Origin of the sequence: uncultured Succiniclasticum sp. (genome assembly GCF_902793885.1) — a bacterium.
Lineage (GTDB): Bacteria > Bacillota > Negativicutes > Acidaminococcales > Acidaminococcaceae > Succiniclasticum.
In genome coordinates this window covers 84,175-102,763 of the sequence record NZ_CADBFF010000012.1, presented here as the reverse complement: position 1 = coordinate 102,763, position 18,589 = coordinate 84,175, and the positions used below count along the sequence as shown (strand labels likewise).

Annotated in this window: 18 protein-coding genes; all 18 read left to right on the top strand. The window is 48.7% G+C overall.

Features of this window, described 5'->3' with window-relative positions; translation table 11 throughout:
* Positions 1 to 238: 238 nt before the first annotated feature.
* The 18 genes from nadD (at position 239) to QZV31_RS07465 (ending at position 18,579) form a co-directional block, all read left to right on the top strand.
* Entirely contained in the window at positions 239 to 865 is a 627-nt protein-coding gene (nadD, locus tag QZV31_RS07550; RefSeq protein WP_295359453.1) for a nicotinate-nucleotide adenylyltransferase, read from the top strand.
* 40 nt (positions 866 to 905) lie between these two features.
* Complete coding sequence (gene yqeK, locus QZV31_RS07545) at positions 906 to 1,508, top strand: bis(5'-nucleosyl)-tetraphosphatase (symmetrical) YqeK (RefSeq protein ID WP_295359452.1); 603 nt, start codon at positions 906 to 908, stop codon at positions 1,506 to 1,508.
* 148 nt (positions 1,509 to 1,656) lie between these two features.
* Positions 1,657 to 3,024 carry an LCP family protein gene (locus QZV31_RS07540; RefSeq protein ID WP_295359451.1) on the top strand — a complete coding sequence of 456 codons (1,368 nt, stop codon included), beginning with the start codon at positions 1,657 to 1,659 and terminating at the stop codon, positions 3,022 to 3,024.
* A gap of 145 nt (positions 3,025 to 3,169) precedes the next feature.
* On the top strand, positions 3,170 to 3,529 hold the full coding sequence (rsfS, locus tag QZV31_RS07535) for a ribosome silencing factor (protein WP_366508702.1): 360 nt from the start codon (positions 3,170 to 3,172) through the stop codon (positions 3,527 to 3,529).
* Complete coding sequence (locus tag QZV31_RS07530; RefSeq protein ID WP_366508701.1) at positions 3,519 to 4,388, top strand: S1-like domain-containing RNA-binding protein; 870 nt, start codon at positions 3,519 to 3,521, stop codon at positions 4,386 to 4,388. The genes rsfS and QZV31_RS07530 overlap by 11 nt, the downstream gene beginning before the upstream one ends.
* Before the next feature lie 167 nt (positions 4,389 to 4,555).
* Positions 4,556 to 5,812 carry a M48 family metallopeptidase gene (locus QZV31_RS07525; protein WP_295359448.1) on the top strand — a complete coding sequence of 419 codons (1,257 nt, stop codon included), beginning with the start codon at positions 4,556 to 4,558 and terminating at the stop codon, positions 5,810 to 5,812.
* Positions 5,813 to 6,432: 620 nt separating this feature from the next.
* A complete protein-coding gene (locus tag QZV31_RS07520) occupies positions 6,433 to 7,701 on the top strand; it encodes an S-layer homology domain-containing protein (RefSeq protein WP_295359447.1) in 1,269 nt (422 codons plus the stop codon).
* Between the two features lie 433 nt (positions 7,702 to 8,134).
* Positions 8,135 to 9,397 (top strand): S-layer homology domain-containing protein, encoded by a 1,263-nt coding sequence (locus tag QZV31_RS07515; RefSeq protein WP_295359446.1) that lies wholly within the window; start codon positions 8,135 to 8,137, stop codon positions 9,395 to 9,397.
* A 406-nt stretch (positions 9,398 to 9,803) separates the two neighbouring features.
* Complete coding sequence (locus QZV31_RS07510; RefSeq protein WP_295359445.1) at positions 9,804 to 11,078, top strand: S-layer homology domain-containing protein; 1,275 nt, start codon at positions 9,804 to 9,806, stop codon at positions 11,076 to 11,078.
* Positions 11,079 to 11,437: 359 nt separating this feature from the next.
* A complete protein-coding gene (locus tag QZV31_RS07505) occupies positions 11,438 to 12,007 on the top strand; it encodes a hypothetical protein (protein ID WP_295359444.1) in 570 nt (189 codons plus the stop codon).
* 464 nt (positions 12,008 to 12,471) lie between these two features.
* Positions 12,472 to 13,308 carry an Rpn family recombination-promoting nuclease/putative transposase gene (locus tag QZV31_RS07500; RefSeq protein ID WP_093729393.1) on the top strand — a complete coding sequence of 279 codons (837 nt, stop codon included), beginning with the start codon at positions 12,472 to 12,474 and terminating at the stop codon, positions 13,306 to 13,308.
* A gap of 308 nt (positions 13,309 to 13,616) precedes the next feature.
* Entirely contained in the window at positions 13,617 to 14,117 is a 501-nt protein-coding gene (locus tag QZV31_RS07495; protein ID WP_093729392.1) for a hypothetical protein, read from the top strand.
* A 39-nt stretch (positions 14,118 to 14,156) separates the two neighbouring features.
* The gene (locus QZV31_RS07490) at positions 14,157 to 14,486 is read left to right on the top strand and encodes a hypothetical protein (RefSeq protein ID WP_295359443.1); all 330 of its coding nucleotides are present in this window, start codon (positions 14,157 to 14,159) and stop codon (positions 14,484 to 14,486) included.
* Positions 14,487 to 14,594: 108 nt separating this feature from the next.
* Positions 14,595 to 15,065, top strand: a complete 471-nt coding sequence (locus tag QZV31_RS07485; protein WP_295359442.1) for a SoxR reducing system RseC family protein — start codon at positions 14,595 to 14,597, stop codon at positions 15,063 to 15,065.
* Between the two features lie 260 nt (positions 15,066 to 15,325).
* Positions 15,326 to 16,012, top strand: coding sequence for a DNA repair protein RadC (gene radC / locus QZV31_RS07480; RefSeq protein WP_295359441.1), 687 nt, complete (start codon positions 15,326 to 15,328; stop codon positions 16,010 to 16,012).
* A gap of 100 nt (positions 16,013 to 16,112) precedes the next feature.
* Positions 16,113 to 17,147 (top strand): rod shape-determining protein, encoded by a 1,035-nt coding sequence (locus QZV31_RS07475; RefSeq protein ID WP_093729390.1) that lies wholly within the window; start codon positions 16,113 to 16,115, stop codon positions 17,145 to 17,147.
* Between the two features lie 65 nt (positions 17,148 to 17,212).
* The gene (gene mreC / locus QZV31_RS07470) at positions 17,213 to 18,082 is read left to right on the top strand and encodes a rod shape-determining protein MreC (protein ID WP_295359440.1); all 870 of its coding nucleotides are present in this window, start codon (positions 17,213 to 17,215) and stop codon (positions 18,080 to 18,082) included.
* Positions 18,079 to 18,579: a hypothetical protein gene (locus QZV31_RS07465; RefSeq protein WP_295359439.1), complete on the top strand. Its 501-nt coding sequence runs from the start codon at positions 18,079 to 18,081 to the stop codon at positions 18,577 to 18,579. Before mreC ends, QZV31_RS07465 begins: the two co-directional genes overlap by 4 nt.
* Positions 18,580 to 18,589: the final 10 nt, after the last annotated feature.

Here is an 18,589-nt window from a genome sequence, read left to right as displayed (position 1 = left end):
AAAAAACGGCTGACGGATTTTCCGGCAGTTGCGCAGGATGGGAACAGGAAAGCGCAGCCGCATTGCGTTTTGTATCTCTGGCTACTATGATTATAAAATGTGAAATAAGCGGGGAATTATGTTTCCTTTTATTTACAAATGCAGGGATAGATTGCTATAATATAATGTAATACTTTAAGGAAACGCTGAAGTAACAGCGCAAACCGATTCAGCAGTACAAAAACAGGGAGGCAGGGCCATGGAACGGCTGGCGATCATGGGTGGGACCTTTGACCCGATCCATATGGGACATCTGCGCATGGCGCATGCGGTGCAACGGCAGCTGGAATTTGACAAAGTGGTGTTTTTGCCGGCTTACATTCCTCCCCATAAGCAGAAACGGTCGGACTTTGCGTCCTGGCAGGACCGGCTGGCCATGGTGAAACTGGCAATCCAAGAGTATGAAGACTTTGTGGTCAGCAGTCTGGAATTTGACCGGGGCGGCCTGTCCTATACCTACGATACCGTAAATGTTATGCAGGAAATGTGGCCGGACGCGGACATCTATCTCATCATCGGGGAAGATTCCCTGACCCAGCTTTACACCTGGTATCGGGTGCAGGATCTGTTGCGTCTGGTGTATTTTGCGGCGGCGGAACGCCCGGGCTATGAAGGAGAAGCCGGTGTAGAAAGGCTGACCAAGGCCTACGGATCCTGGGCCGCAGAAAAAATCATCCATGTGGAGGTTCCGGAAACGGCCATTTCGTCTACCGAGATACGAAAACGGCTGCGGGACGGAAAACCCATACGGGGCATGGCGCCCCTTGCTGTGGAACGGTATATTTTTGAACATGGGTTGTACCGGGCAGAAACATTAAAATTGTAAGAGTACCTTTTACTATAGAAAAGGAGAGAAGAACTCAGCAATGACCATAGAGGAAATGCGAGCTTTGCTGCAGCAGAGCCTGAAACCAAAACGCTATGAACATTCGGTGCGCGTATATGAAACGGCATTGAAAATGGCAGAGCATTACCATGCAGATGTAAAAAAGGTGGCCGTAGCGGCGCTGATTCATGACTGCGGACGCCAGGTCCCCAAAGAGACCAGTGTGGCGAAAGCGAAAGACCTGGGACTGCCGGTTGATTCGGTAGAGGAAGCCCAGCCGATTTTACTGCATGCCAAGCTGGGCGTTTATTTCGCAGTGCGGAAATACGGCATCAGCCCGGATGATACGGAAGTGCTGGATGCCATCCGGTATCATTCTACGGGGAAGGCGGACATGACGGAAACCGCTAAAATTGTATTTCTGGCAGATTTGATTGAACCGGGCCGGGATTTTGAAGGCGTGGAAGCGTTGCGGGAAGCATCCTTTCAAGATCTGGACAGAGGCATGTTTTTGTCATACGAAAACACTATCCGGTATCTGCTGGAGGACGGTCTGCTGATTCATCCTGACGCCATTGCCGGGTATAACCAGCTGGCGGCAAAATACAGGACAGAACAGGCTAAAAAGCAAAAGAAAAAATAAGGAGACGCTGATGAATCAGTGTTTCCTTAAGATAAATGACGTGCAACGTTACGTTCCCATCATGGAACAGACCGGTTGTGCCAGCGTTTCCGGGAAGGAAGCGCAATTTTAATCGCAATTATAAATAATACTAAAAAAGAGGAACTAAATGGATTCGGAAAACAAGAACGGTAACAATACGGAACATGACAACAGGCATTATCATCCGTCCAAACGGCGCAGGATGCGCTGGGGGCGGCTGTTTCTGCTGCTGATCATACTGGCGGTGCTGCTGACCTCGGTCTTCTGGGGTTCTGTGTGGGTGTACACGAACATCATCAATGCACCGGAAAAGAAAGTGGTGGCGGCAGATCCGGCTATAGAAAAAGATGAAAAGCTGAACCAGCGCATCAATGTGCTGCTGCTTGGGATTGACGACGGGGACAGCGAAGCGGATAAAAGCGAACCCAAGCGGACAGATGCCATGATCGTGGCCAGCTTCGACCCGAAAGACCACAAAATCTCGCTGATTTCCCTGCCCCGGGATACCATGGTGATCCTGCCGGGTCATACCCAGTATGAAAAACTGAACTCAGCCTATACGTATGGCGGGGTGGCCATGGCCAAGCAGACTATCGCCAATTTGCTGCGCATCCCGATTCATTATTATGCGCTGGCCAACTGGCAGGGATTCATTGAAATCATCAACCTGATCGGCGGCGTGGACCTGTACGTTGACAAGGACATGCGGTATGAAGACCCGTATGCAAATCTGAAAATTGATATCAAACACGGCTACCAGCACCTGGACGGGGAAAAGAGCGGCCAGTATGTGCGCTTCCGTTCTGACGAGCTGGGGGATATCGGCCGTGTACAGCGCCAGCAGAAATTCCTGAAAGCACTGGGTCTGCAGATGTTTTCCATTGAGAATATAACCAAAATACCCAAGCTGCTTTCTACTGCCAAACAATATATTGAAACGGATATGGACACGGTCACCATGCTGAAGGCGGCCCGCAGCTTTAATATCATGTCGGACAACAATATCCGTTCCGGCATGCTGTACGGTAACTTCTACGACTCTCCTTCCAGCGGTATCAGCTACTGGAGGGCCAACCGGGCCGATATTGAAAAATCCCTGAAAGAGGTTGATATTCCTTTTATGACAATGAGCGGAGGACCCGGTGACGGCGACCCGGTAGAAGGCGTGGATGCGCTGGGTGAGGGAAGCAACAGCGATTCCCGGAGAAGCGCGGCTGCCGCTGCTGCCAGACGGTCTTCTTCCGATACGAAGAAAAAAGCAGCTGAGGTCCGCCGGTCCGAATCGGAAAAGAGGACGACGTCACAGCAGAAGAGCAGTAGTTCGTCCGGCTCTTCTTCCTCAGTATCCGGTTCGTCTAAGTCTTCCTCTACCGTATTCAGTACGCCGAAGCCATCGGTGAGCAGCGCGCCGAAACCGGCTCCGAAGAAAAACGCGCCCCCGGTCATCCGTAAACCGGTGGTCAGCAACAGGCCCCAGCCGGCGCCGAAGAACTGAGCCGGGACGGATGAGAACGGTGCGGTAACAGGCAGGAGCATTTTGAGATGTGTACCCCGTGCGTCACGGCTGACGTACATATATTATATAGAAGAAATCTGATTAAAATAGAAATGAAACGTAAGCGGAGGTAGACTGTATGACCATGCAGCCAAGAGAACTGGCAGAGAAGATTGCAACGATTGCAGACGATAAAAAAGGAAAAGACATTTTACTGCTGAACATGGAAGGCATATCCTATATGACAGATTACTTTGTCATCGCCAGCGCGTCCAACACCACGCTGGTGCGGGCCATTGCCGATGCCATTGAGGATAAGCTGGCGGAACAGGAAGTGTTCTGCAGCCACAAGGAAGGTTATAACGAAGGCCGCTGGGTGCTGATGGATTTCGGCGACGCGGTGGTGCATATATTCCTGGAAGAAGAACGGGATTTCTATAATCTGGAACAGCTGTGGGCCGATGCTCCCAGCGAAGCCTTCGAGGGGACCGATGATGGACAATAACCTGCAGTACAAAGCTGGCGACGTGGTCACTCTGAAGGTGGTCCGGGTCTCCGAAATGGGAGCCTTTCTGGACGCGGGCACCGGTGACACTTCGGACGACATCCTGCTGCACAAACTGCAGCAGACAACCCCGGTGAAAGTGGGGGACGAAGTGCGGGTGTACCTGTATCTGGACCCCCATAAGCGCCTCACCGCCAGCATGAAGCTGCCCAAGATGAAAGAAGGACAGCTGGGTTACGCGAAAGTCATCAGCGTGACCCGGGACGGCGGCTTTGTGGACATTGGGGCGGAACGGGGCGTGTTCCTCCCTTATACGGAAATGCTGGGCAGGGTGAACCCCAACCAGAAAATCTGGATCAAGCTGTACCGGGACAAAAGCGGCCGGCCTGCCGTGACCATGAAGGTGGACAAGGACCTGGCCAAAGCGGCGAAACCCATTGGGGAAGAGGCCAAAGTAGGGGATACCGTAACCGGGACGATTTATAATATTACAAAAGAAGGATTTTTCATTTTTACCAATGACCGTCACATTGCCTTCCTGCACCGGAGCGAGGCGGACCCCAAACGCTATCTGGCTTACGGGGAACAGGTCACGGCCCGTATCACCTTTATCCGGGAAGACGGCCATGTGGATGTGTCCCTGCGCAAGCAGAAGGAAAACGCCATGGTGGACGATGCGCAGATGCTTTTGGAAACGCTGCAGTCCCGGAACGGGCGCATGCCTTACTGTGACGATACGCCTACGGAGATCATCAAAACGAAATTCGGTATTTCCAAAGCTGCCTTTAAGCGTGCCCTGGGCCGTCTGATGAAAGAAGGCAAGGTGTACCAGGAGGATGGTTGGACGATTCTAAAATAAAAATGTACAACCGTCATGGGCAACCTTCCCTCCCCTGCTTTGCTACGGCGGCATCCTGCAAGCAGTCGCCGCCTAAAGCGCAGCGATGGGGCAAACCTTTCCAGGTTGTCCATGACGGTTTGCAAACGTGCTTTCAATTTAGACACCAATAATTGGAGGTTATCATTATGAAAAAATCTTCCATTATCCGTACCGCAGCTTCCGCTGCACTTTGTCTGTCACTGACTACCGGCGCCGTGATGCCGAAGCAGGCCTTGGCCTGGGACTGGTTGTCTGCCGGGCTGGCCCTGTTCCAGGTAGGCGCGGAGTATGCTTACCTCAATAAACAGGTGAGCTATCTGGACAACAAGGGCCGAGACGAATACATGGGCCAGATCAAAGACAAGTACGGCGTCAACACAGACCCTACGGCCAATGCCATGCTGGCCCGGATTATGACCCGCCTGTCCGACGCTGTGGCACTGACCGATGATTCCATCGTAAAAAAACCTTACAATTATTTCGTCAACAACGATAAATCCTTCAACGCGTTCTGTACGTTGGGCCACAACATGAGCGTCAACATTGGCGCGTTCGATAAATTAAATTACAATGAAGACGAGCTGGCTTTTGTCATTGCCCACGAAATGGGCCACGGTCAGAAGAACCACCCTGCCGCCGGTGTAAAGCGGGCGCTGCCCCTTTCGATCCTTGGCGCGCTGTATGCCAGCCAGAACCGGAACTCCGCCTCGTCCGTCGGTGCGGCATTAGTTACAACAATCGGTACGGCAAAGTGGGTGACCAAACCCATGGAAAGTCAGGCGGACAAGCTGGCCTTTGACTATGCCGTGGCGGCCGGATACAACGTGGGCGCCGGCGCGGCCCTGTGGCAGCACATCCTGGAACAGAACGGCAGCAAGTCCAGCGGTTTTGCGGAACTGTTCAACGACCATCCCACCAGTGTGAGCCGACGCGACAATTACAATAAGAAGATTACAGAGTGGAGCAAAAACCAGGTAACTGTTAATAAAGAAACCGGGCTGATCACGGTAGCAGGTAAGCCCTTCTACACACCGGCTAAGACTACGAATATGAGCCCTCAGGAGCAGGCCTTCCTGATTGCCGGGAACCTGTCCGCAGTGTTCCACGACGGCGGGCAGCACGATGCGGTGTGGACCAACAGTGAAAATACATTGTTAGTAGGCGAACAACCTGTCATGAGTTTTGATGGCGTGGCGGATGCGGACGCGGTTGAAAAGAGGTTGCGGGATATTTTGAGCAGCAGCAATGTAAGGACTGTGGTTACCGAAGAAATAAAAGATGACAATAATTCCAAACGAAGTACTGCTAAAGCCGAAGCAAAACAGAAACAGGAATCAACTGCGGAAACAAAGCCAATGACCATGCGACAGAAACTGGAAGCCTATAAAGCACAGCAGAAGTAAGATGTGAGGGTAATTATGATGGACTGCTTGTATTCCTTGGAGCACGTCACAGAACAAACAGCCTAAAATTCAGAGAAACACTTTAAGTTATTTGCAGATATTACAGACTCCCGATGATTCCCCATACCCGTCAGCAATGGCGGGTATTTTATTTTGGCTAACCGATCCTGATCAGCGAAAAATGCGGGGAAACCCTGAGTCACACCTCTTTTAGCAGTTGAAATGCACTGTCAGACAGTTATTTCTACAGCTAAAGCTTCCAATAAGGGTTTTACCTTTATGTATTAAGAGGTACCATGGTTTAAACCCAATAACCATGCGGGTTTACGTTGCAAGGTTGGTCGTTTTTACGACCAGGGCAGGGGAAAATGCAACTACATTTTTACAAAAAGCAAAGATGTAGTGAATGATTAAAATTGCTTATTGCAATTTGTTACTGATTGTGCTAAAATTACTTTGATTAAAGTACCAGTCTTTGATATAACTTGTTGGAACCTTTGTGTGTTGTTGCGGAACCGGAGAGGAAACCAGGCAACTCGCCCCGGAGAAACAGACAGCCTGCAGAGCCTTCTGACAATTTATATAAAAATTTTTTAATTGTCTTAAAGGAGGCAAACAAAATGAAAAAATCATTAGTACTGGCAATGGCTATGGCATTGGGCGTAACCGCTTCTGCCTACGCTGCCAACCCGTTCTCCGATGTACCGGCCGGTCACTGGGCTTATGACAGCATCAGCAAACTGGCGGCTGCCGGTGTTATCGAAGGCTACGGAGACGACACCTTCCGCGGCGACCGTCTGATGACTCGTTATGAAATGGCGCAGATCGTTGCAAGAGCCATGGCCAAAGGCGCCAACGTTGACAAACTGGCTGCAGAGTTTGCAGACGAACTGGATAAGCTGAATGTTCGTGTAGCTGCTTTGGAAAAGAAATCCGACAACGTAAAGATCACCGGGGCGATTCGTTATCACTACAAGTATTCCAAGAGAAACAGAGATGGTCTGGACTCCAATAAATCACATGAAAATGCTTTGCGTACCCGTCTGTATTTCAACGGTAAGGTAAATGACAACTGGAAGTATGTTGGCCGTATTCAGAACGAGCAGTGGTTCCATGATGATGAAACTCCTGAAGTGAACCATGTAGGTGAAGATGGCGATACCAGATTCAACATTGCCAAACTGGAAGGCCGTTTGGGCGGCGTGAAGGTAATTGCAGGCCGCGACGACGATATCTTTGCGGATGGTTACATTTTTGATGGCGAGTATGATGCCGTTAAATTATCTTATGGCGAGAAATGGTATGTTACCGGCGCCTATGGCAAACTGACCGATATAAATGAAGATGGTCCTATTTATTCAAAGAAATTCTGGAATGCTGAAATTGGCAGCAACATTGATGGCAGCTTTGTAAACGGAAAAGTCGGCTATTTGAAAACCACATTGGGAGATAATGCAAAGGCTGACTATGATAATAATGGCAACGTCGGGATTTTGTATGTAGGTGCGAACTTTAATGTAGCCAAAGATCTGACTTTAGATGCTATGTATCTCCATTCCAACCGGGATAAGTTTAAAGGTGCGGAATCTAAGAAAGGCGGTTACGTGTTTGGCTTGGGCTACAAAGGAGCAGAGGCTTCCGAACCCGGTTCCTGGGGTCTTGCTGCAAAATACTACCATCAGGGCAGAGGCACCTACCTGGCACACACCATTGATGGTGATACCGACTTTAATTCCGGCTTCAAAGGCTGGTCTTTCGGTGGCGATGTAACGTTAGCTAAGAACATGGTTTTGAGCGCAACCTACTATGACACCAAAGCGTTGAAGGGCGATCAGGACGACAACGCCAAGACGAAAGTCCTCTGGACTGAATTTAACGTTTACTTCTAAGAGGATGTTACAGTACGAATGACGGATTGCCATCCAAAAATCGGTACAGTATAATAATAATCTCAAAATACAGGCGGAGCTGCTGCGGCGGCTCCGTTTTCATTTTTATCTTGCGTGATTTTTAACTGCAGAGTTGAGCAGTCAGTTCAGGTTTTGTTTCGGATTTGACAGTGTATAAAAAACCTGCTATTGAGAATGCATTAAATATTTTCATAAAAAGCTTGACAAAATTTCAACAAAGTGGTAAAGTCAGTATGGGTTACGAGATTCTTGTAATCTGCCTATTATTGATTACAGGCGCGATTCCGGAAAGTTGACCCGTATGTGATGCAGAGGAAACACGGTCACTCGAGCAGGAAGCATGTGGAGATTCCGACTGGAAGAACGTTTTGTAATAAATACAACATGTTTTTCTAAGAAGGAGGAAAACGAAATGAAAAAATCTTTAGTATTGGCGATGGCAATGGCATTGGGCGTAACCGCTTCTGCTTATGCCGCAAATCCGTTCTCTGATGTACCGGCTGGCCATTGGGCCTATGACAGCATCTCCAAACTGGCAGCTGCTGGCGTAATCGAAGGCTACGGCGACGACACTTTCCGCGGCGACCGTCTGATGACCCGTTATGAAATGGCTCAGATCGTTGCAAAAGCAATGGCAAAAGGCGCTAACGTTGACAAACTGGCTGCAGAATTTGCAGAAGAACTGGATGCGCTGGGCGTTCGCGTAGCAGCTCTGGAAAAGAAAGCTGACAATGTTAAGATCACCGGCCAGATTCGTTATCGCTATCGTATGCAGACCAACCGTGTTGGTGACGGCCCGAGACCTATCAACCATGACCTGCGTACCCGTCTGACCTTTACCGGTAAGGTAAACGAAAACTGGAATTATGTTGGTATGTTGGAAAACATTCAGAACTTCCATCAAAATCTGAAAGATACTGATCCTGATTACAATCATACTGGCGAAGATGGCAACACTGATTGGCAGCGTGCTTACTTGCAGGGCCGTCTGGGCGGCACCAAGGTTACCGCTGGTCGTTACCATGAAGAACTGGTTGGCGGCGACTCTGATGTATATTCCAACCGTATTGACGGTATCAAAGTGCAGTATGGTGATAAAGTACGTCTGATGGGCTGGTATGGCAAGATGGCGAAAAAGAATACTGGAAAGGCCACAGACTTCACTGCTGGCAGCAAGAAATCCTGGGGCGCACACCTCGGCTTTGACATTGGTAAAAAGGCTGATTTGTTTGTAGGTTACGATGCTCTGGAAAATCTCGCAAAGGATAAAACTAAAATCTTCGACGTAGGCTTCAATGCTAAATTTGGTGACGTGAAAGCTACTGCTATCTATCTGCACGGTTCCAAAGACAATGAAGTAAACACTGATAAGAAGAATGGTTTCACTGTACAGTTGGCTTATAAAGGTGCTGTAGCATCTAAGCCGGGTTCCTGGGGCTTCCTGGCAAAATACTATGATCAGGGCAACCTGACTTATGTAGATCATGCCGTTGCCACCGGTAAGGGCGCATTCCTGCCTACTACTAAATCCGGTTTCAAAGGATTCCGTATTAGCGCTGATTACACCATTGCTAAGAACATGGTAACCCGCGTTTCTTACTTTGACCTGAAAGGCAAAGATGATAATAAGAACAAGGCTAAGACTTTCTACGGCGAAATGATCGTAACCTTCTAATTCAGAAGAGTAAGCGAGTGTTCAAAGTTAAATAGTTAAAAGTTCAGCAGGACTGCGTCGGCAGTCCTGCTTTTCTTTTTTAGCTATTTGAGGTTTTGTGTTATCCACTGATTTTATCCCACTGTCTTTCTGCACTTTACATTTTTTCATTTTTATTTTTCTTAACGCTTGACAAAGTTATAGGAACGTGCTATTCTGTAAAGCAGGAATAAGTATCAATAAGTTTTGAAGGTTTTATGTTGGCTCAAAACTTCTGTTATTCTGGTTACAGATGCGGTTCCAAAAAGAGGATTTACATGTGATGCAGAGGAAACACGGTCACTCGAGCAGGAAGCGTGTAAAGAATCCGGACGGAAAGGCATTTTGTAATAAATACAATATGTTTTTCTAAAAGGAGGAAAACGAAATGAAAAAATCTTTAGTACTGGCAATGGCTATGGCGTTAGGCGTAACCGCTTCCGCTTATGCTGCCAACCCGTTCTCCGATGTACCGGCTGGCCACTGGGCCTATGACAGCATCTCCAAACTGGCGGCTGCTGGCGTAATCGAAGGCTATGGCGACGACACCTTCCGTGGCGACCGTCTGATGACCCGTTATGAAATGGCTCAGATCGTTGCGAAAGCAATGGCCAAAGGCGCAAACGTTGACAAACTGGCTGCTGAATTCGCTGATGAACTGGATGCCCTGGGCGTTCGCGTAGCAGCTCTGGAAAAGAAAGCTGACAACGTGAAGATTACCGGCGCTATACGTTATCATTGGTCCAATGGCAAAGTTGGCGATGATAAATCAGTTCATTCTGCTCTCCGTACCCGTCTGACCTTTACCGGCAAAGTGAATGACAACTGGAACTATGTTGGCCTGTTGGAAAATCGTCAGGTATTCCACGACGATGTTTTGCCGGAATCTAACCATACTGGTGAAGATGGAAAAACCCAGTGGCAGCGTGCGTACCTGCAAGGCCGTTTGGGCGGTGTAGCTGTAACGGCTGGCCGTTTCCAGCATGGTCTGGGCCACAGTGAAGACGATATTTACAGCGATCGGTTTGACGGTATCAAAATTGGCTATGGCAATAAAGTGCGTTTTGGCGCTTACTATGGCAAACCGTCCAAATTTGACTGGCGCGAACGTGTTGGTAAGAATGATTACGGTTGGAAAAAAGGCTATGGCGTGAACTTGGAAGGCGATCTCGGCAAGAATGTTACCATGTGGGTCGGTTGGGATAAGTTTAAAAATAACGATGAGGTAAATGATGGTCGCGATGACAGCTCCATTTTTAATGTTGGCGTTGAATTCAAAATGAAAGATGTCAGCCTCGCGGCTACGTATGCAAAGAACAGTGCTGACAAGAAGGGCATAAACGCGGACACTGGTCTTAACGATGATTATTACAAAGATAATGGTTTTTACGTTGATTTGAAATATAAGGGTGCTGCGGCAGCCAAACCCGGTTCTTGGGGTCTGCAGGCCAAGTATTACCATTGGGGCGATGGCGTATGCATGGCCCATGGCTGGGATAACTTGTTTGAGCCAATAAAGAACGGCTTTAAAGGCTACAAGATTGGCGCTAATTATACTGTTGCCAAGAACATGGTAGCAGAGGTTGCATGGTGGGATACCAAGGACTTGAAAGAAGATACCAAGAGCAGAGTTATTTGGACTGCTCTGAATGTATCCTTCTAATCTGTTGATGTAAGGATAGTTGTTGGCAGATAAGTATGTTAGAAAGCCCGTATGAGGGTAAAGTAACATAGCGTAACGTTAACGGGACTGCGTAAGCAGTCCCGTTTTTGTGTTGTATATGATAAAAAATTTGACCTTTTTATGACGATTTGGTAAAAAGTCTGGGAAATTTATAAATCGGACTGGCACAATTATAGAAAATATGGTATCATACTTTTTAGCAAACGGCAGATAAGATTGCACGCATTGCTTCAAGCCCGACGGAACAGGGTTATGGATCGCTGGGATGAAGGTTTGGACTATGCTGGGAGTGTTTGCGGCAAAAATGGAAAGAAATTAGAAAACAAGGAGAAGCTAAAATGAAAAAAGTATTTAATTTTATTTTTATGGCATTAACGGTGTTGCTTTTATCCACCCCGCTGGGGGGCGTGGTGGAAGCGGCCCGAGTGGCCGTGGTACCCATTCAGATTGATGATCAGAAAGTGGAGCGTGCAGCAGACTTTAACGGGTATTACTGGGATATTATGATTGATAAATTTAAATACCCGGAATATGAACTGATGGACGACGAAAAGGTATCGAACGTGATTCCGGAGGAGGGACTCCAGTCATATGAAAAGACGGTTTTAGCAACCCTTTGTGAGAAAACGGATGCGGAGATTGTGGTTGCTATGAAACTGGACAAGGTAGAAGAGAATCCGCTTTCATTTAGACGCGAGCCGATGCTGGAATGTATTATGAAGGGTGAGTTTGCCGGCTATAATCGTCTTACCGGAAAATATTACTATAAAAAGATTTATTACAAAGAAGAGATTGAAGAAGTATTGACATTAAAGAATGACTGGCAGCAGGATGCGTTTGCTTCTAACCTGAAGCGTTATATTAACCGTGTTATGGAAGATAATACGAAGCCGAAAAAGAAAAAATGATAGTTTAATATTGAATTTGTGAGAATGAAATCCGAGACTGCAACAGTACCGTTGCAGTCTGTTCTTTTTTCTGATTTGGTTTTTTAATCATAGTAGATTAGCTGAAAAAATAAGTAGTAAATCCACATTCACAACAACTTCCGGAAAGTTGGTCGTTACAACGACCAACCTCGGAGCGCAAACCAACATGGATACTGGGCTGAAGTGGTGGCACCTCTTAATATATAAAGGATAGACATTTATATGTCTCTACAGGCGAAGCCGTAAGATACAACTGTCAAACTGCTTGAGAGTGGAGGCGCAGAGGTTTCCCCGCCTCTGCCCCACCGCCCGCCTACGGTTATAGTGGTGTAACTTGAAACTGTATCCTTTTGTGAAATCTTCTATCTTTCCTTGCATCTGACGCCAAACCGCGCTACAATAAAACTGTGGAAGTAACAGCCCCGGTCGGAAAGAGGTAAAACTTGAAAATAATAGACTGGGATTCGTTAACGTTTGTAAACAACTATGTTTTTCAGGAGGTGCTGAAGAACAAAGAACTCTGCAAGTATCTGATAGAGAAGATTTTACACATACAGATCAAGGATATACGATATCTCATAGAAGAACGACATATCAACAGCGCGAGAATCAGCAGTAAAAGCATACGGCTTGATGTGTATGTGGAAAATCAGGAAGGAACGGTACTTGACATCGAGATGCAGGTGACCGGTGAAAAAAGCACGGTGAATGTCGGCAAGGATGAAGCCGCTGTGATTAAAGGTTTACCCCTGCGCACAAGGTACTACCAGAGCCTGATCAGCATGGACATGCTGAAACGGGGAATGAAGTATCGGGAGCTGCGCAAGTCCTATGTGATTTTTATCTGCACCTTTGACCCGTTCGGGGAAGGTCTGCCCATGTATCATTTTACCTATCGCTGTAAAGAGGATATGCAGCTTGAGATGGGTGACCTGACGGAGAACATCTATCTAAATGCCAAGGCAGCAGAAAAAACAGAAGACCCGGCGCTGGCCGATTTTCTGTCTTACGTTGACAGTGGCAAGGCTGGTAGTAAATTTACGCAGGCCATTGACGCGGAGACAAAGCGTGTGAGGAGTGACCAAGATTGGAGGGAGAGATTCGTGACTTGGGAAATGGATTTAGCAATTATACAGGAAGATGCGGAAAAAAAAGGCCGGTTAGAAGGCGAAAAGAAAAAGGCGCTTGCGATTGCCAAGGCGTTGAAAGACGATGGTATGCCCAATGAAAAGATTGCCAAGGTAACAGCTCTTCCTTTGCCGGAAGTTGTGGCATTGTAGTTGTATTATTAAAATATATAATAAATATTAAAATTAGTTAGACCGGACTTTGCTTCCACTGCGGCCTGTCAAATGGCAGGCTGCACTTTCAGTCAATAAGGGAGACGCACTATGCTATGGCATGGTAGTCTCCCTTTTTTTACTTTCCCCTCTATCTTTTTTTTTTCATTTCTGTTATAATAATATGGCATAATTTTAAAGTGGGTACTTGTATGCTGTTGGAAGCGAAGAAAAGGCACATGTATCCAATCTTTGTGATAGCATCAGTGTGTCTCGCTGAAACGTTCACGCGTATTGGAGGGAGTTTTTTGAAGAATAAGGAAATCTGCCGGGAGACGACCACCCGGGGCAGCGGCAAGATGGGGCTGGCTTATATGGCCTTGCTGGCAATCTGCTGCAGCTGGGCGTATGAGGGGTTTCGTTTTAACAGTACCGGCGTTATCAGTCCTGTGGGTATGGGGCTCAATTTTCTCTGGCTGGGGCTCTGGATCTGGAAAGTGTTTTACCGCTACGAGGTGATCCTGCGCCAGAATGAATTGGAGATTGTGAGCATCGGCTTGTGGAAGCAGGGCAGCTACAAAGTGGATCTGAGCAAAACGGAAAGCTTTGCCCAGCATTACCGTCACGACTTTTTCCGTCGTACCCGCATCAAGCATTATATCCACCGTTACAATATGGCGGATGCCAACCCCACCCGCATCCTTGCGTTTAAAGAAGGAAAAGGGCTGGCTGCGGTCATTTTCTGTTGCAGTGATGAGTTTTTAAAGGAACTGGTGCGGCTGATGCCGGATAAGTATCTGGAGTTTTGATTTTACACGGAGTTGTCAGAAGCAGGAGGCAGCGAAAGCATGGCTCTGGCTCATGACAACGGAATGGAGTTCTGTATGATTGATCTTTCTACGGTGCCGACCCAGGCGCTTGCCAACCGGATTTTGACTGTATTTTTTCTGTCATTTTTTGTTTTCATAATTACGGCGCGGATTCTTGGCAGTGAAAGGAAAGAGCGGTGGTTCAAACGCCGCACCAAATACACGCTGCTGAACCGGCGGGGCATTTTTGGCGAATATATGAATTTCGGCTACCCGCGGACCTGGCAGGGGCTGCTGGTGGCACTGGGTATGTACGGCTTGATCTTTATCATTGCCATCGGGTACATTTGTTTTTATCCCTACGCGTAAATGGCTTGATATGTTTTGCGCTTGCGCATTCGGGGAATGGCGTCATTCAAAATGATGCATTCTGTTGTTGTATGAATTTTCAGGGAGAATCATAGAAGGAGTTTGCAAGTGATTAAAGGAACCGTAACCGAAACCCACGGCGAGCGCGCCAAGGTTCGTGTTAATTTTAAAGAGACGACGGAGAGGGGCATGCGGGCGTACATTGACTGCTGGAATCCCATCAGTGCCCACCCTGGTGATAACGTGGTCATAGAATACCGCAAGGTGGATGAAAAGAAAGCAAAATGGTTCCAGATTTTGCTTCCTGTTTTGTGTCTGGCTGCCGGCGGTATCTTCGGTCATGCCCTGGCAGGCTTTTTCAAGATGGAGTTCTGGTTCTGGCCCTTTGTGGCCGGCAGTGTAGTGGTGTGGCTGTTCATTGCTTACAACTATATTAAGATTTTCCGCCGGGACGCGGTCAGTAAAAAAGAGCAGCTCACCGTGACGGAGATTGAACCGGCAGCGTTCCTGATTAACACGGAAGAGGAAGTAGAAGAATTGGCGGAGAAGCCCAAGTCGTTTTTGTATAGTGGAAGATAATTTGGATTGCCTGGGTGGGAGCCGTTTGAATACGCGAAGCGTCCACCCGGAGGGCGCGAGGAACGTTTATTACGTTGAGCGACGACGGCATCCCGGAAGGGTTCCCAGTCTGACGATACCGAGCAACGCGAACATAGTGAGCGTGCGCAGTGAGGAAGTGGGAGGCGAGATGCCGCCCGTCGCGACTCCGAAGCGTTAGCTGAGCGCTATGCAAACGGCTCCCGCTTAGGCATATAAAAAAATATAAAGGAGTTGTTATTTTGTCAGATTTTAAAATTAAAGAGATGAGCGAAGAGGACCGGCCCCGGGAACGGCTGTGTACGAAAGGAGCCGAGGCACTGTCCAATGCGGAGCTGCTGGCGATTCTGATCGGCAGCGGTACGAAGGAGCATTCCGCCCTGCGTATCGCGGAAGAGATGACACGGAACGAAGGACTGTACCGGCAGGTGGCGCGTTGGCACCGGGTGCAGGAGTTCAAACACATCAAAGGGCTTGGCAATGCCCGGGCGGCACGAATTCTGGCGGCTATGGAACTGGGACGGCGGATAGCCTGCGCATCAGCGATTGATTCCGAACATATCACCTCGCCGGGTGACGGAGCGCAATACCTGATGGGCAGACTACGGAACGAAACACATGAAAAGTTTATAGTTTTGCTCTTGAATACAAAGAACCGGATTATTAAAACCGAACAGATCGCAGAAGGGTCCCTGACCAGTGCCGTGGTGCATCCTCGGGAGGTGTTTGCTCCGGCTGTGACGGCCCATGCGGCCTGTATCCTGGTGGCTCACAACCATCCGTCGGGGGATCCGTACCCCAGTGCGGAAGACCGCCATCTGACCCAGGCTTTGGAGGAAGCGGGAAACGTTTTGGGCATTCCCTTGTTAGACCATTTAGTCATTGGGGACGGACGGTATTACAGCTTTAAGGAGCATGGGGATCTGTAGGTTGATTTCGTGTAGTTAACAGTGTTATATAGTTGGGCTCACACAGTGTTTTGTTAACATCAGAGGGCTGTGTGATTTTGGAAATATGGGGTGAAGCAGCATGTTCAGCTTATTCAACAGATTTTCCCATGACCTGGGAATTGATCTTGGCACCGCTAATACGTTGGTGCATTGCAAAGGAAAAGGGATCATCATCCGTGAACCTTCGGTGGTGGCGGTAGACAGCGAAACCAATGAAGTATTGGAAATCGGCGAGGAAGCCAAGAAGATGATTGGCCGCACGCCGGGTACCATCGTTGCCATTCGCCCGATGAAGGATGGTGTCATTGCGGATTTTGACATTACCCAGTCCATGCTGAAATATTTTATTCATAAAGCAATCGGTTTTCATTCGCTGGTGCGGCCCCGTATCGTTGTGGGGGTTCCCAGCGGTGTTACGGAAGTGGAAAAGCGGGCGGTTGTGGATGCAGCGATCCAGGCGGGGGCCAGGGAAGCCTATCTGATTGAGGAACCGATGGCTGCTGCTATCGGTGCGGGGCTGCCTGTACAGGAAGCAACCGGCAGCATGGTGGTAGATATTGGCGGCGGCACCTGTGAGGTGGCAGTGATTTCCCTGGGCGGTATTGTAGTTTCCCGTTCCATCCGCACCGGCGGTGACGCCATTGATGACGCAATTTCCCGTTATATCCGCAAGACGTTCAGTCTGCTGATTGGGGAACGTACGGCAGAACAAATCAAGATTACATTAGGCACCGCCATGTTTGTGGACAATCCGGATACCATGGAAATCCGGGGGCGGGACCTGATCAGCGGTCTGCCTAAGAATCTGACGATCAACGCGAACCAGGTCTGCACCGGTATTGCGGAACCGGTTGCCAATATTGTGGATGCAGTGCGCAATACATTGGAGAGGACGCCGCCGGAGCTGGCGTCAGACATCATTGATCACGGCATTATCATGACGGGCGGTTCTTCCCTGTTGCGGAACCTGGACAAGCTGATCAGCAGGGAAACGGGCATGCCTGTATATGTCAGTGATGAGGCGCTGGCCTGCGTGGTATTGGGTACCGGCATCTGTGTGGAAAATATTGATACCTATAAGAAAGGTTTTATGGCTTCCAGCAGCAAGCTGTAAAAATAAGGTGGGCAAAACCGCGGGATGTGTTTTGCAGCGTTGTGTTGCCGGTTGGATGACAGATTATGAAAAAACAGCAGTTTGTGACAACGCTGGCAGTGCTGGGCCTGTGTGCCTGCATGGTACTGGCGGTGCATCAGCGGTGGCGCTTCCCACTGGTGAACGCGGTTGTGAATACTGTGTTGCTGCCTGTAAATGCGGTGGTCCGCCAGTTCAGTGATGCGGTTTCTTCCTTTCGTGACAGTCAGCGGCTGAATGCGACACTGCAGGAAGAGAACAGGCGGTTGAAGAAGGAACTGGATAATCTTCGCAGCGCGGAATACCGTCTGATGCTGTTGGAAACAGAGAATAAAGAACTGCAGGCTATGGCAGGCTATAAACAGCAGCGGGACGAACTGACCCTGCTGCCGGCCCGTGTCATCGGGGTGAGCCTGGGAGACCTGCATGAGTTTTTCTTTTTGGATAAAGGCGATGCTGACGGGGTGCATCCTGATATGGTGGTGACCACCAGTGAGGGTGTGGTTGGTGTGGTAGACCAGGTCTATCGTCATTACAGTCGTTTTATGCTTATTTCTGCCAATCAGTCCCGGATGGGAGTCAAGGTGTTGCGCAGAGAGTCCCGGGCTGTAGGCGTGCTGACCGGTCTGGGACCTAACCGTTCCCTGCTGCAGGCAGAGTATTTTGGCCGGGACGATGACGTTCGGCCCGGGGATATGCTGGTTACCAGCGGCATCGGCGGCAAATATCCGGCAGGGCTGTGCATCGGTACGGTGAGTGCCGTAGACGCGGATGTAACCGGTCTGCAAAAGCTGGCGCAGGTAGAGCCGGCGGCTGATCTCAGCCATCCGGACAGAGTATTTGTGATTTTACAGGAAGATGTTAAACGGCGTATCGAAAAGGAAATAGCGGAAGAAGCCGGGGAGGCCAAACCATGAGGATGTGGTCATGGATTGCCGCAGCGTTTGTTATTCTGGTGTTACAGACGACTTCTTTGGGATTTTTCGGGGGCAATCTGTTTTTCGACTTGCCCTTGCTTTTTATTTATAGTATAGGATTGTTTTACGGCGCCCGGGCCGGTTTACTCTGTGGTCTTGCGTTCGGGTTGTTGCAGGATATCTCTTCGCCGGTGGTGTTTGGCTTTTGTCTCCTGACACGTGGACTGACCGGATATGGAATCGGCTGCATCAAGGAAATGATTTTTAAGAATAATTACGGGTACCATGTGCTGATCATTGGCGGTCTCAGCCTGTTGCTGCGTGTCTTGTACGCCATACCGTTTCTTTGGCTGAACGCGTTTGGGACAACAGCCCTTTTCCTGTACCTTCAGGATTCGCTGTGGTATTGCCTGGGAAATATGCTGCTGATATTACCGGTGGCCCGAATCTTGCTTGCTTTATATCATTGGGTCGCCGAGGAAGATGTAACGTATTGATATATAAAAC

Bases quoted from the DNA above. Each gene is read 5' to 3' on its own strand.
- QZV31_RS07515 (WP_295359446.1), top strand. From the start codon at position 8,135: ATGAAAAAATCTTTAGTATTGGCGATGGCAATGGCATTGGGCGTAACC.
- QZV31_RS07505 (WP_295359444.1), top strand. From the start codon at position 11,438: ATGAAAAAAGTATTTAATTTTATTTTTATGGCATTAACGGTGTTGCTT.
- QZV31_RS07530 (WP_366508701.1), top strand. From the start codon at position 3,519: ATGGACAATAACCTGCAGTACAAAGCTGGCGACGTGGTCACTCTGAAG.
- nadD (WP_295359453.1), top strand. From the start codon at position 239: ATGGAACGGCTGGCGATCATGGGTGGGACCTTTGACCCGATCCATATG.
- mreC (WP_295359440.1), top strand. From the start codon at position 17,213: ATGAAAAAACAGCAGTTTGTGACAACGCTGGCAGTGCTGGGCCTGTGT.
- QZV31_RS07490 (WP_295359443.1), top strand. From the start codon at position 14,157: ATGGCTCTGGCTCATGACAACGGAATGGAGTTCTGTATGATTGATCTT.
- QZV31_RS07510 (WP_295359445.1), top strand. From the start codon at position 9,804: ATGAAAAAATCTTTAGTACTGGCAATGGCTATGGCGTTAGGCGTAACC.
- QZV31_RS07465 (WP_295359439.1), top strand. From the start codon at position 18,079: ATGAGGATGTGGTCATGGATTGCCGCAGCGTTTGTTATTCTGGTGTTA.
- QZV31_RS07540 (WP_295359451.1), top strand. From the start codon at position 1,657: ATGGATTCGGAAAACAAGAACGGTAACAATACGGAACATGACAACAGG.
- QZV31_RS07525 (WP_295359448.1), top strand. From the start codon at position 4,556: ATGAAAAAATCTTCCATTATCCGTACCGCAGCTTCCGCTGCACTTTGT.
- QZV31_RS07475 (WP_093729390.1), top strand. From the start codon at position 16,113: ATGTTCAGCTTATTCAACAGATTTTCCCATGACCTGGGAATTGATCTT.
- QZV31_RS07520 (WP_295359447.1), top strand. From the start codon at position 6,433: ATGAAAAAATCATTAGTACTGGCAATGGCTATGGCATTGGGCGTAACC.
- yqeK (WP_295359452.1), top strand. From the start codon at position 906: ATGACCATAGAGGAAATGCGAGCTTTGCTGCAGCAGAGCCTGAAACCA.
- rsfS (WP_366508702.1), top strand. From the start codon at position 3,170: ATGCAGCCAAGAGAACTGGCAGAGAAGATTGCAACGATTGCAGACGAT.